A 13,944-nucleotide genomic window follows, 5' to 3' on the forward strand; every position below is an offset into this window, starting at 1 on the left:
GCGATGAAATCAAGCATTAGTAAAACCAGTGGAACTTACCCTGACACGGATTTCCACTGGTTTTTAGGATTTTTATCAGACTAACTTCCACTTCTACTAGCGGTGGAACTTAGTTTGCGAATTTACCGACTTTTATTTCTTTGCTACCCAGCCGATAGTGTTGCTAGGTGGAGTTTCAATATCAATCCAGATGAATTCAATCCCAATGATATATGAAAATTAAGTTGTCGTGTTGTACTGCTCAAATTGGCTCGAAATGACAGAGTCAATCATGCTAGCTCTTCTATATAATATTGATTATAATAGTAAATTATGAATTTCTGGAATTCTGCTACTATCTTCTAAAACACTTTTTAGAATAATCATAGCATCTAATCTATCTAACCTACCAATCCTAGTTATATTTTTCAACTTAAATCCAATTAGCTCTGAATTATCAAATTCAGATTCTATCTCAATATTCAAATTTGATAGTGAGAACTTTACAATTTGATCAACCGTATCCTTATCTGTATTTTTTAGTTTATCTAATAAACAATTCAAACATTTTCTTAAATAATTCAGGGTAGCGTACCTAACTTCGTGTGAGGTATTCAAATTTGAACTTGTAAATTCAACTTCTTTATCTACATTTTTTCTCAATGTAAGACAATCAAGCCAGAAACCATTGATAGATATTATGTTTTTAGGAAACGCTTTAAAACCACTGTTAATATATAGTTCGTTAATTTGTTCACTACATAATTCCTCATCATTCTTTGCCTGTATTACATTATCTAAAGTGTCATTTGAAATCCCAAGCTTATTCAAACCGGTAGCAAATCCATCTTTTCTCAACAATTTTCGATATTTATCATATAAATATTGTTCAGATATCTCTTCAGATTGTTCCTTTATTTCAACCATTTGAACCGAGAATAATTTTCTTTTTTTATTATTTCTAATAGTGATATCACAATCTTGACTCATAATCATATAATATTTATCACTAATTTTTATTACGTCACCGAAAGAGATATCAGAACTTTCCGGAACTTTCAACAGATTATTTTGACCATTTAGATTCATTTCGAATTCTTTAAGATTTCTATACACGTCTATCTGAGAACTTGATAGTGAGGGAAGATGATGTTGCATTGATCTTCTTATTGGATTAATTAGTTCCTTATGATTATTTTCTTTATTAAAAGTATCTGAATAAACTTGTTTAAATTTAGTCAAAAAAGTCTCGTAAATAATACTATCCACATGCTGTCCTTCGTTAATATAATCATAATAAAACAAAACTTGATTCTGATTTAACTGCCAAAGTCTCTCAGTTAACTTACTATATGACTCTTCAAATATATTTTTGTATTCACTGATATAATTGGCTTTCTGAGATTTCAATATATTATCAAAGAAATCTACTGACAATTCTTCTGTCTTTTTAACATAATTAAAATGAAGAACTAGTTGTTCAGCAATATTTTTGTCTAATTTTAGATCCGTTAAATATTTTTTAGCCCCTGCAAAACTATTTAATTCTTCAGGTGTATTAGAATCCGTATAAATTAAAAGTAATAAATTTTTTTCTCGAAGTTTACTGTGTATCAACTTTAAAATATCTACAAAAACATCATTATTCCCTAGTCCAATCACTGGATTTTGAAGTGTCCTATCAAGAAGTATCAAATGTTTGCGAGATTTATCGGTTGCATCAATCTCATCAATAGCTTTTTCAACTTGACTATAGTCAGCACCTATTTTTTTAAAATCAATATTATCAGATTGAAAACATTTATAATGTTCAATTTGATCAAGAGAAGATTTTAATTTTTCGATAAAATCGTCTTCACCAAGCTCATCAATATATTCTGAAATTGTATAATCTCGGAAAAAATCATACTGACCTCCAGTTAAATCATCAATTACTTCTGGTAGAAATTTTTCTAATTTATCTTCTTCATTAATATCATTGAAAATATCATCAATTGCAATAATCGTTGACACGCCATAGTCTTTAAATTTATCACTCATCAAATTATACCTCTTCATCTGGGAATGTTATTATAAATTTATATAGATTTCCATATTGGTTCCTTTCATGGTCCAAAGTAATTGTTGCACCAAATTCATTTAGCAATGTAGTTACAATATACAATCCCATACCTCTACCATCATTATCGGGTTTATTCGTTACAAATTCCTCGAATAGATGATTTTCAACAGATTTATCTATTCCAATTCCATTATCAAACACGAATAATTTTCCTAAATCATTATCAAGTTTAAAAGTTAGTAAAGAATTGCTGATATTCATCTTATCTAGCCAATATGTTGAATTGATAACTAAATTTTCAATGATGATTTTAAAGCTATCAGTAATGATTTTTGCTTTAAAGTCATTTCCAGTAATTTTAAGATTCACAGTTGTATTTCCGTATGTCAATAATGGAGTATTTTCTAAAATCTCTTCAAGTTTTTCCTTTATGGATTCTACAGAATAGCGTCTTCTTCTAGAATACGAATTTACATCTAGTAATGAAGCATAGCGCACCAAAAACTTAATACTAGAATCTATCCGATTTAGATTTGAAATAGCTTCTCCTTTATTATCATTATGAACTGCATTTCTAACTCTTGAGGAGCTAGACTTTATATTATTAGATAATCGAATTATTTCATGAGATAAAGTCTCTGCTATAATGGTAGCTCCCATAATTGGTGCAAACTCATCTATATGAGCTCCCAGTTCTGCTACTTGTTTTTCTTTTAGGCTAACTGCATTTCGTAAATTTTTGGTTGACTCTTGAAGTGAAATTAATTCATTTTTCTTTTCATTGTCATCCATATTATCAAACTCTTTTACAAGTCTCTCTGCTTTATTCTCGGTTTGAATTATGTCATTTGCTTGTTTTCTGAAAGAAATTCCCGCAATTTCTATAGCCTGATTTTCAAGTAGCTCACTAATCTCTTTCCTTTTGAAATTAAAATATTGAGACAGGTCTTTATCCTTATTTGCTATCGTCTTATAAATAAGATCTTTAGCAATAAGAATAAAATTTGTTCCAAAGTTATCTAGTACTAGTCCCTGTCTATTAGTTAACTCTTTCAAAAAAGCTAAGTTTTGTTCGCCATCAATATTGAAAAAGCCTGTTGAAGTATGTTGCTTAAAAATAACACCTTTATTCCGTAGATTATAATCAGACATCCCTAGCCAATCATTATTTGAACTACCGTAGGGAAAAATCCGAAAATTATTTCTATATATTTTCACTCCTTTAATTTCTTCCAAGACATTTCTAAAAGTTTTGGAAACCGGACTAGTTGGAGATAAATCAAAACCATAGATTGTTCCTCTAAAATCACCTGGCAAGAAAAATTTCTCTATCGGTTTCTTATCTTTGGTTTTTTCGTCTTCAACTTCTTCAAAATAAGTCAGAAACTTATCGAATTTAGTATTTGGTAAAGAAATATTTGCTTGTGTCAAACTTGATAAATCGATATTTATTTTTTCTTTCATCCATTTATTATAGTATTCCTTATAAGGTGGTTCGTTCTCCTCCTCAAGCTCCCAGTTTCTTAATTCTGAAATTAATTGCTTAACTTTATAATCGATATATTTTTTACTTCTACTTATATTTAGAGTTATTATTTTTTCATTTGAATTAAAAGTAAAATCTACTTTTGAAAGAAAATTATGTTCTATATCAGAAATATCATATTTATTACTTGTAAATGTTCTATTATCTAAATTAATCTTTACATAAAAATTATATTTTTCATCTAGGTAAGGGTTTAAGAACTCTAAAACGTCTTGTTCGATTTCTTTCTGCGTCTGATTACTTTGCCAAAAATCGATTCCTTTCAGACCTAGCACTTCAATTCTAGTTCCGTGATTTTTTTTATGACTAAAAGTAAACTCATTAAATGGTAATGCTTGCAAATCAAGTTTAACATCTTCAATTGATTCATTATTTTTGCTATAACGTTCCCAGTCGATTTCAATATGGTAACAATAAAAATCATTATCATTTAAGAAATCATTTTCTGTATCATAACCTAGAACAGTTTGTAATTCCTCTGACGAAAAATACTTCGGGAGTTCCAAATCAACCTTAGTATCGACAGAAATAAATTTTCCCAATTGATTCAAGGACAATCGACCAATCCCTTTATTCCCTTGCGCTTGTCTTTTAAATTTAGGAGAAACCTTTTGATGATTTGATTTAAAAGAAGTAGCTATTTTTAAAAAAGCATTCTCAATAATATATGGAGTCATGCCATTACCATCATCTTCAATAATAATGCGTCCCTGGCCATGCTCAGATTGATAAAGAGTATCAATTTCAATATTACAATAATTAGCATCAGCATCTGATGCGTTTTTAATTAGTTCTAGTAAAGCTATTTTTTCATTATCGATTAAGGCTTCACCCAAATGACTAATAATTCTAGAATCAATAGTTAAATTTACTTCTTTTTTATTCATTAAGTTACCTATTTTCTATTTTTTTTAGGATTAAAACATATTCCTGATTCATAGACTCTACAGAATTACCATAGACTTTTGAAACTTTTCTGGGCATTCTTTTTTTGGGAATATTTCTAGTAATCATTTTTTCTAAAATAAATCCATTAGATTCTAGATATTCCATTGTAATAGTTGACAGAGGGACTACTCGATTATCTACTCTTCGATTTCCAAGAGTCAAAACAATATACTTTCCTACTTTTAGGATACGCACAAGTTCAGTCATTACATTTAGGTAATCTAGCACAAAATTTTTCACTTTATCTTGTTTTTTGTCATCAATTCTAGATAAAAAATCATTAAGAACCGAAGATTCAAAACTACTTCTGACTCTTTGGTTTCCACCTAAACTATTCGAATCAATACTAGAATAATTTGCGATTAGCTGTTCATCAAACTCCCCTAAATCCGTTCTATCAATCCAAAATAGCGGAAGTATTGAATACTGACCATATGTTACTGTAGTTGGATTATCTCCATACGGTGGTGATGTGCAAATTAAATCAATTGTTCCGTCTTCAAATTTAGATAATATTTCTTCAGCTTTTCCTATATAAAGCTTTTTTTTATCATACTGAACAAAACTTGGGAGAAAAACATACGATTTCTCAATGTTTTTTATAAAATCTTCAATGATTCCATTGGACATCGAATCAATATCTTTTTGTTTTTTTACATGTAGTTTAAAAGTTGAGCTACGAGTATTACTGTATTTTTTTAAAATATTTATCAAACAAACCCAGTAATACTGTCTTATATTTTTATATCTTTCTCTTTGGATTGCTGCTCTAATTTTACTAAAAGTCTCAATAAAATCTTCTCTATACCACTTATTGATATTATAGAAATCATGAATTTCAAACTCGAAGGATTCTTTACGTAACAGTTCAATTATTCTATTATTAGAGAGTTTGATTTGATTTTTATTGATACCTTGTAATTTTACTAAAGTAATTAAATTTGCTAAAGGGTTGATATCGATTCCTATTGGAGTTAAATCATTCTTCATCCCCTCTACTAGGGTAACTCCTGAGCCGTGAAACGGATCTAATATATTTTGAACTGATTTATCTTCGCTTTTGATTAATTTAATTAATTCGTTTTGCATGTCTGGAACCATAGTAGCTGGATAAGCACTAATTTTATGAATTCCAGTAGAAACAACATCTGAAAAATCCCAATAATTTAGTTCTTTTTTGTTGATTTTATCTACTAAGGACATTGCTTCTCCATTTCTTAATAAAAGTATACTCAATCACTATTATACCAAAAAACACGGCATTACACCGTGTTTCTATGTTTATTTCACCAACTTCTTCATCTCATCGATACGCACCACTGTCACATCATACTTAGCTTGGTAGTCGGCTTGTTTGTCGCGTTCTTTTTGGACGACTTCTGGTTTGGCATTGGCTACGAAACGTTCGTTAGAGAGTTTCTTACCAACCATATCCAGTTCTTTTTGCCATTTAGCCAGTTCCTTGTCGAGGCGAGCTAGTTCTTCTTCGACATTGAGGAGGTCTGCCAGTGGCAAGTAGATTTCTGCTCCTGTGATGACGCTTGACATAGCGAGTTCAGGTGCAGGGATGGTTGATGCGATTTCCAAGTGTTCTGGATTTGTGAAGCGTTTGATGTAGTTGACATTGCTGTTAAAGAAGGCTTCCAAGTCACTATCGCTAGTCTTAACAAGGATGGTGATAGGCTTGCTTGGAGCTACGTTTACTTCAGCACGCGCATTACGAACGGCACGAATCAAGTCTTTGAGGCTTTCCACACCAGTGTGGGCAACAAGGTCTTCAAAGGCTGGGTTGACAGTTGGGTATTCTGCTGTCACGATAGAGCCTTCTGAGATTTGTCCAAAGATTTCCTCTGTCACGAATGGCATGATTGGGTGGAGAAGGCGAAGGATCTTGTCCAAAGTATAAAGAAGGACAGAACGTGTGATGACTTTCTCTTCTTCATTATCGCTGTAAAGGACTTCCTTGGTCAACTCAACGTACCAGTCCGCGAACTCATCCCAGATGAAGTTGTAGAGGATGTGCCCAGCCACACCAAATTCAAACTTGTCAAAGTTGGCAGTAGCTTTGCCGATGGTTTCATTGAGGTTGTGGAGAATCCAGCGGTCTGTGACATTTCCAGCTTCCTTGTTGACCACTTTTTCCACATTGGCAGTTGCTTGCTCAAGGGTCAAACCTTCATTGTTCATGAGGATGTAGCGAGAGATGTTCCAGATCTTGTTAATGAAGTTCCATGAAGCATCCATTTTCTCGTAAGAGAAGCGCACGTCTTGACCTGGTGCAGAACCGTTTGAAAGGAACCAGCGAAGGGCATCGGCACCATATTTCTCGATAACATCCATTGGGTCAATCCCGTTACCAAGAGATTTAGACATCTTGCGTCCTTGCTCGTCACGAATGAGACCGTGAATAAGCACGTTTTGGAATGGCTGACGACCAGTGAATTCCAAAGATTGGAAGATCATACGAGACACCCAGAAGAAGATGATGTCATAACCTGTTACCAGAGTTGATGTTGGGAAGTAACGTTTGAAATCTGCTGAGTCGACATCAGGCCAGCCCATGGTTGAGAATGGCCAGAGGGCAGAACTGAACCACGTATCCAAGACGTCTTCGTCCTGAGTCCATCCGTCACCTTCTGGAGCTTCTTCACCGACGTACATTTCACCCTCAGCATTGTACCAAGCAGGGATTTGGTGACCCCACCAAAGCTGACGAGAGATTACCCAGTCGTGGACATTTTCCATCCATTGGAGGAAGGTATCGTTGAAACGAGGTGGGTAGAATTCAACCTTGTCCTCTGTGTCTTGGTTGGCAATGGCATTCTTAGCCAATTGGTCCATCTTCACAAACCATTGAGTAGACAAGCGTGGCTCAACCACTACACCTGTACGCTCTGAGTGACCAACGCTGTGGACACGTTTTTCGATTTTAACGAGGGCACCGATTTCTTCCAGCTTAGCAACGACTGCCTTACGAGCTTCAAAACGGTCCATGCCTGCAAATTCGAAAGCCAAGTCATTCATAGTTCCGTCATCGTTCATAACATTGACTTGTGGCAAGTTGTGGCGTTGACCAACCAAGAAGTCGTTTGGATCGTGAGCAGGTGTGATTTTAACAACACCAGTACCAAACTCAGGATCTGCATGCTCATCCCCAACGATTGGGATTAGTTTATTAGCGATTGGAAGGATGACGTTTTGACCAATCAAGTCCTTGTAGCGTGGGTCTTCTGGATTGACCGCAACGGCAACGTCCCCAAACATAGTCTCAGGACGAGTTGTGGCAACTTCAAGGGCGCGTGAACCGTCTTCCAGCATGTAATTCATGTGGTAGAAGGCACCTTCGACATCCTTGTGAATCACCTCAATATCAGAAAGGGCTGTGCGAGCTGCTGGGTCCCAGTTGATGATAAACTCACCACGGTAGATCCAGCCTTTCTTGTAAAGGTCCACAAAGACCTTGCGAACGGCTTTCGACAAGCCTTCGTCAAGAGTGAAACGCTCGCGAGAGTAGTCTACAGAGAGCCCCATCTTGCCCCATTGTTCCTTGATGGTAGTGGCATATTCGTCTTTCCATTCCCAGACTTTTTCCAAGAATTTTTCACGACCCAGGTCATATCGGCTGATGCCCTCACCACGCAAGCGCTCCTCAACTTTAGCCTGAGTGGCAATCCCCGCGTGGTCCATCCCCGGAAGCCAAAGCGTATCAAAACCTTGCATGCGTTTTTGACGGATGATAATATCCTGCAAAGTCGTATCCCAAGCGTGACCAAGGTGAAGCTTACCAGTTACGTTTGGTGGTGGAATGACGATTGAATAAGGCTTAGCCTTTTGATCGCCTGAAGGCTTGAAAACATCCGCATCAAGCCATTTTTGATAACGACCAGCCTCCACTTCGGCTGGATTGTATTTAGGTGAAAGTTCTTTAGACATGTGTTTGTCCTTTCTCTATTTTGTTCATTTTATTTTGAATTTGCTTAGCAGCTTCTTTTGCAGTCAAACTCGTATTATTTATTTTAAGGTAGTGGTGCAACTCATTCGGTTGATGTTGGGAATTTAATTGAAGTGTTTCAGCGGTCTCTAAAATTTCTCTTTCAGATACCTCAATATGTCGTTTTAAGGGTTTGTACTTTAATCGATTCTCCGTTTGATTTCGACGTAAACGCTCCTCAAGACTTGTTTCCAACTCAACAAACAGAATCTCTTGATGAAAGTTATCCAATAAATCCTGAATTTGCTTCAAATACAGCAGCTGGTACTGATTTGAAAAATCAATCACGTCTGTTAAAATCACATATCGCTGATTTCTAGCGCTAGCTCCAAGGAAAGAAAAGGTAATTCCACGAACAAATTCCCACATTTCCTCTGTAAAGCCCTGATAGATTTCCAGTGCAAAATCGATGGCTTGATGGTTATAAAAGAGGGTAGCATCTGTCAGTCGAGATAACTCTTGACCAATCGTCATTTTTCCTGAGGCCGGAGCACCAATGATGAAAAGATGCATCAAATCACCTCCCACTCACTTCTCAGCAAATCATATATCAGACTGTCACAGCGGTTTCCTTGAACATCCTTTCTGTCTCTTATTCGAGCTTCGAGGGTAAATCCAAGCTTCTCTGAGACTCGTTGACTTTGGACATTGTATCCAAAACAAGTCAGTTCAATCTTGTGAAGATCCAAATCTTTAAAGGCTAAGTCAATCAAGGCAAGCGCTGCTTCTGGTACATAGCCTCGACCCCAATAGTCTGGATGCAAGGTATAGCCAAGCTCTAGCACATCATCCGCATAGCGGTGGTTGAAGTCAACCGAACCAATGACTTTATCTGTTCCTTTGACGACAAGCCCATAGCCAGCTGGGAGATTTTCCTTTTGATTGCGTTCTGGAAGAATATGCTCTAGATAGTAAACCTCATCTTCCAAGGTCTTGACTGGAGGAAAGCCTGCTGGATAGGCGACCTCTGGGAGACTAGCGTAGGTATACATATCCTCAGCATCTGCCACTGTCCGGACTCGTAAAACGAGACGTTCTGTTTCCAAGCGTTCTGGCAGTTCAGCTCTTGACATCCTTCTTCCTCGCTTTCTTTATAAAGCTCCCCATAGGGTCAACACGGTTATCTAAATAGCGATAAACGCGCTGGTTACCGTCCCCCATAAAGTAAGTCGGTGAAAAACGGTCATTTTTAAAATGTCCCTTATCATCCAAGAGTTCAGGATTAGCCAGTCGGTCCAGAATCTTAGCAAAGATGTGGCAGATTCCATCTCCCTCGATAATCCGATCTACCTGACAGTCCAATACGACTGGACAAACCTCTAAAATCGGTGCCTGAGTTCGTTCAGAAATCTCGTAGTCTAGTCCCAGGTGTTTCAGTTTCTCCCGATGACTGATAAAACCAGCCTGCTCCATCTCGAGCATGAGATTTTCATCAGGGATATTCACAGTGAACTGTTGATAATGCTTGATTTGCTCAGCCGCATTTTCCTCAGCTCCGACACCGATGACTAGCCAATCTCCCAAGCTATAAGAGGAGCTACAGGTCGTAATATTGTGTCCAAAATTCTGATCCTGATACCCCAAAATGAAGATAGGAAAACCATAATAGAGCTTACTTGTGTTAAAAGATTGCTTCATAACAACCTCCTTTTACTAAGACGCAAAAGAAAATCCCTGCCATCTACATGACAGGGACGAATGTATTTATCCGCGGTACCACCCAAATTCGGGCAGCGCCCGCAACTTTAATCTTCCTGTTTCTCCTTTATGACGTCGTTAGCTCGCTTTGGCGTACTTGAGTACAGCCTGCAACTCGTTGCCTAGTCCTAGACGGAAACAAAAAGACACTTTTATTTCATTTTTTCATCCATTAGCAACTAGTTTTGACACATTTGTGGACTTCTCAGCACCGCCACTTTCTGTAAAATGTGGGATTCAAAACACCTCTAATGGCTCTATTGTAGCAAGATTTTTTCGGAAATGCAAGGAACAAGAAAGATTACTTGAACTTGATACCATTTTCTTTCAATTTCTTGATGGTAGCTGGGCCGATTCCTTTCAAGGCAAGGAGTTCTTTTTCAGTCCAGTTTTTGAAATCTGAAGCAGACTTGATTCCTTCATCATAGAAAGTTTTGGCACGATCAAGTGGAAGTCCACCCAAGTTTGCTGCAAAATCTTCTACAGAATTGGCTACTTTTTGAGCTTGCTCTTTAGTAGCTTCTACTGCTTGTTCAACTTTTTTAGAAACAGCCTTACCAGCTTCGCTTGCTGACTGTTCTGCACGTTTCACGACTTTTTTTGTCTCTTCTACAACCTTAGTCACAGTACTTGAAAAGGCACCGGCACGACGGAGGCTATTTCGTAATTGTTTTTTACGATTGAGTTTCTTTGACATGATAAAATCCTTTCAATAAAAAACCCCTGCTCTGACAAGGATTTAATATGAATATTCTATCAAGATTTTAGTAAAAAATCAAGAATCTATCTCGTTTAATAATTTCTCTCACCAAACAAGCCTTCTGGCAAATCATGGAATCCTTTGCCTGCTTTGAAATTTTCAAATTTTCCAAGCAAGAACTGATAAGCATCCAAGCGGCTTTCGTAGCGAATCATGGCATCTTTGGCACGCTCGTCTTGGTCTTCTTCGTAGACTTTTTGACTTTCCTTGTGCGCCATGTCGTTGATCATGATCTGGGTATTGACCCAGGCTTCAAATTCCTTCATAAATTCTTGTTCGTAACTCATTTTTTCTCCTTATTCTAATCCACGGAAATAGTCCGTGTCAATCTCACGGTAGGACTGGATATCCTGAACGTATTCCAGCACACCTTGGAATTCTCCGTTTTCATCGTGCACTGCAGCGTAGGTGATGTGGACAAACTTACCTCGCGACTCAGACTTGAACCACATTTCATACTTGTCTTTTCTTCCCTCACGAAGCCCCTTCATGATAGTCTTGACCTTGTCCAAGTACTTAGGTGGATGGCAGAGTTCAACATTGCGTCCGACTTGGGACGGCGTCCGTTTGAAAATCATCTCATCAGCTGAAGTATTGTCATTGTAATACTGGAAAATATCGTCTTTATTGACAAAGGTAATCTCCATGGGGAGATGATTGAGGATGAGATTGGCCTGCTCGACTGAAAGATAGCCATTCCCAAAAGTCTGTTGACTATGGCGGTCCAGCACTGCTTCCTTTTCCTTAGGGGTAAAGGTAATGGTGAACTGGCCTTCTGGCGTATCGATAACTTGCTGAACTTGACCTTCTGCCGTATCTAGCTGCACAGGCTCCCCTGCACTATCTTCCTCAACAAAGCTCTGTCTTTCTGGCACCCATTTCTCAGACGGACGGATGATGGCATAACCATAAGCATCGCTCTCCTCCGCAATCTGAAGCCAGTCATCCTGAGTAAAGGACTCAAGGAGAATCATGAGAAGGATGGACTCTTCCTTGAGAATCATACTTTCAAACTCTGTCGCAAAGGCTTCAAAAATTTCTTTTACAATACTAATCGACACTTCAGGTAGTGATTTGGCTTCCGCTATAGCTGTTTGAAAGAGTTCCCTGATCTGATCATCCACTCCCCACATGACCTTAGGAGGCGAATCGTGCCCATAACGCTCCATGATAGGAAAGAAGAGTTCTTCTTTACGTTGGTAATGGATGTCAAATTGTCCCACAAGACCCATTTGACGGACCAAACCCTTGCGCATCTCCGCCAGCATTTCTTCATCTTCCATAGACTCATAGGTATCTAACAATCTTCGAATGCGAATCAAGGCAGCACGGAGGGCCAGATTTTCATCCTTGAAGACACGAACTGGGTGACCTGGATGCTCGGTATCCTCTACTTCGACACCTTTAATAGCATTTTTAAAAAGATTGGCATGGACATCACAGAGTTCCATGACATCTTCAAAAGTGACGCCCGAGTCCGAGTTCATCAGCTCGTGCTCCATGAGGGAAATCTCGATGGCTGAAACACCTGTAAAGGTCGCATCAAAGAGCTCCTGAACCGACTCAGGAGAGGCGCCATTATGCAATTCTAACAAAATATCCCGTAGGACATGAATCCTTTCATCTGCCATTAGTCTAATCCAACCACTTCGTAGCCATTCGCTTCCAGTGTGCGGACAATCTTGTCCATAGGGGTTCCTTCCAGCTTAGAACCCTGTTTAAGTGATACTTTACGACCAACTGTATTGCGCATTAAGGGATTGGCAAGAGGTTTAAAACCAAGCTCGACTAGAATTTCCAAGACTTCTGGATGCTTATCCACCACTTCTGCAACAGGAATTGACACATCGATGATATTGTCCATGACGACCTCCATTGTATGTTCTAAAATGATTTTACTGCTTTTATTATACCACAAGGAAAGAGATTAAAAAACTAGCAGTGAAGTTCCTGCTAGTTTCTTTCATTTTTAAGTTATTTCTTATCCTCTGGCTTGATGAGCCACCGAGCCGTATCCATTAACTTGTCTGCAATAAAAAGTTTCCCCAGACCGACAACGGCATTATCATCTTTCTTTATCGTTCTCATTACTTTTACACCTTGCATGGTCAAAAAGTAATTCCCGTAAGTTTTAGCAAGAGTTTTTATGAGTCCCATATTATCTTCCCTCGTTTAACTACACTTTCAAAATATTAACGATACCAGCCTTGCTGGCCATTTCTGTGAAATTTACTCTTTCTAATCCCTATAATATCATACAAGCTGAATTTTATAAAGCTTTTTAATAATGTTTAATTCTAGAAAGATTCCGCCAGCATGTTTTATTGTCTTTTCCTCCACCAAAAAAGAGGGTTGCCCCTCTTCTTAGTTTTTATCCAGATTGCGTAGCATTTCGTCAATCTTGTTTCCATATTCGATGGATTCGTCTTTGACGAAAGTCAAATCTGGGATTTTGTACAATTTCAAATTGCGACCAAGTTCACGTTTGATAGTACCAGTTGCTTTTTCAAGCCCGATTTGAGCTTTTTGATTATCTGAAGCAAGGTTACTCAAAATGGTGTAGTAAACCTTGGCAACAGACAAGTCACCCAGCATCTGAACATCTGTGATGGTCACACCTTGGACACGCGGATCACGGACTTTCTTTTGCAAAATCTCATTGACTTCACGCTTGATTTCCATGCCCACACGATCCGTACGGAAATGATTTGCCATGATATTCCTTTCTCTACTTTGAACCAAAAGCTAGGCCAGCAGACCTAGCTATTTTTAAACTTTTTGATTTTTATTTCAAATTGAAACAAAGTTCAATTTGAAATCATCTGCTTCTTTCGCTGTGGTGAAAGTGATGGAACTGATTTATCAGTCCCATCACAGGGGATTTTTGAGACCCTAGGCTCAAAAATAAGCAATGAAACCATCGATTTGCTTGCGTCCCTCACCACCTAAGAAAGGAGCAA

13 protein-coding genes are annotated in these 13,944 nt (G+C 37.5%); all 13 read right to left on the reverse strand.

Annotation, left to right across the window (positions count from 1 at the left end; genetic code table 11):
- Positions 1-297: 297 nt before the first annotated feature.
- The 13 genes from QM818_RS06730 to rbfA all read right to left on the reverse strand — a co-directional run bounded on the left by QM818_RS06730 (position 298) and on the right by rbfA (position 13,699).
- Complete coding sequence (locus QM818_RS06730; RefSeq protein ID WP_414300060.1) at positions 298-2,019, reverse strand: hypothetical protein; 1,722 nt, start codon at positions 2,017-2,019, stop codon at positions 298-300.
- A gap of 4 nt (positions 2,020-2,023) precedes the next feature.
- Positions 2,024-4,474, reverse strand: a complete 2,451-nt coding sequence (locus tag QM818_RS06735; protein WP_414300061.1) for an ATP-binding protein — start codon at positions 4,472-4,474, stop codon at positions 2,024-2,026.
- A gap of 4 nt (positions 4,475-4,478) precedes the next feature.
- Positions 4,479-5,738 carry a TRM11 family methyltransferase gene (locus tag QM818_RS06740; protein ID WP_414300062.1) on the reverse strand — a complete coding sequence of 420 codons (1,260 nt, stop codon included), beginning with the start codon at positions 5,736-5,738 and terminating at the stop codon, positions 4,479-4,481.
- 78 nt (positions 5,739-5,816) lie between these two features.
- On the reverse strand, positions 5,817-8,468 hold the full coding sequence (locus QM818_RS06745; RefSeq protein WP_414300063.1) for a valine--tRNA ligase: 2,652 nt from the start codon (positions 8,466-8,468) through the stop codon (positions 5,817-5,819).
- Positions 8,461-9,039 (reverse strand): AAA family ATPase, encoded by a 579-nt coding sequence (locus QM818_RS06750; protein WP_414300064.1) that lies wholly within the window; start codon positions 9,037-9,039, stop codon positions 8,461-8,463. Before QM818_RS06750 ends, QM818_RS06745 begins: the two co-directional genes overlap by 8 nt.
- Positions 9,039-9,599 carry a GNAT family N-acetyltransferase gene (locus tag QM818_RS06755; protein WP_414300065.1) on the reverse strand — a complete coding sequence of 187 codons (561 nt, stop codon included), beginning with the start codon at positions 9,597-9,599 and terminating at the stop codon, positions 9,039-9,041. Before QM818_RS06755 ends, QM818_RS06750 begins: the two co-directional genes overlap by 1 nt.
- Complete coding sequence (locus tag QM818_RS06760; protein ID WP_125447833.1) at positions 9,586-10,164, reverse strand: flavin reductase family protein; 579 nt, start codon at positions 10,162-10,164, stop codon at positions 9,586-9,588. The genes QM818_RS06755 and QM818_RS06760 overlap by 14 nt, the downstream gene beginning before the upstream one ends.
- 361 nt (positions 10,165-10,525) lie before the next feature.
- On the reverse strand, positions 10,526-10,921 hold the full coding sequence (locus QM818_RS06765) for a helix-hairpin-helix domain-containing protein (RefSeq protein WP_000038631.1): 396 nt from the start codon (positions 10,919-10,921) through the stop codon (positions 10,526-10,528).
- A gap of 95 nt (positions 10,922-11,016) precedes the next feature.
- Positions 11,017-11,271 (reverse strand): DUF1912 family protein, encoded by a 255-nt coding sequence (locus QM818_RS06770; RefSeq protein WP_000119707.1) that lies wholly within the window; start codon positions 11,269-11,271, stop codon positions 11,017-11,019.
- Positions 11,272-11,280: 9 nt separating this feature from the next.
- Positions 11,281-12,615, reverse strand: a complete 1,335-nt coding sequence (locus QM818_RS06775; protein WP_143952473.1) for a DUF438 domain-containing protein — start codon at positions 12,613-12,615, stop codon at positions 11,281-11,283.
- Positions 12,615-12,848: a DUF1858 domain-containing protein gene (locus QM818_RS06780; protein WP_000368740.1), complete on the reverse strand. Its 234-nt coding sequence runs from the start codon at positions 12,846-12,848 to the stop codon at positions 12,615-12,617. Before QM818_RS06780 ends, QM818_RS06775 begins: the two co-directional genes overlap by 1 nt.
- Positions 12,849-12,958: 110 nt before the next feature.
- Complete coding sequence (locus tag QM818_RS06785; protein WP_261081105.1) at positions 12,959-13,141, reverse strand: hypothetical protein; 183 nt, start codon at positions 13,139-13,141, stop codon at positions 12,959-12,961.
- A 207-nt stretch (positions 13,142-13,348) separates the two neighbouring features.
- Positions 13,349-13,699 carry a 30S ribosome-binding factor RbfA gene (gene rbfA, locus QM818_RS06790; protein ID WP_001273601.1) on the reverse strand — a complete coding sequence of 117 codons (351 nt, stop codon included), beginning with the start codon at positions 13,697-13,699 and terminating at the stop codon, positions 13,349-13,351.
- Between the last annotated feature and the right edge of the window lie 245 nt (positions 13,700-13,944).

The organism is Streptococcus mitis, from assembly GCF_047464035.1.
Lineage (GTDB): Bacteria > Bacillota > Bacilli > Lactobacillales > Streptococcaceae > Streptococcus > Streptococcus mitis_DX.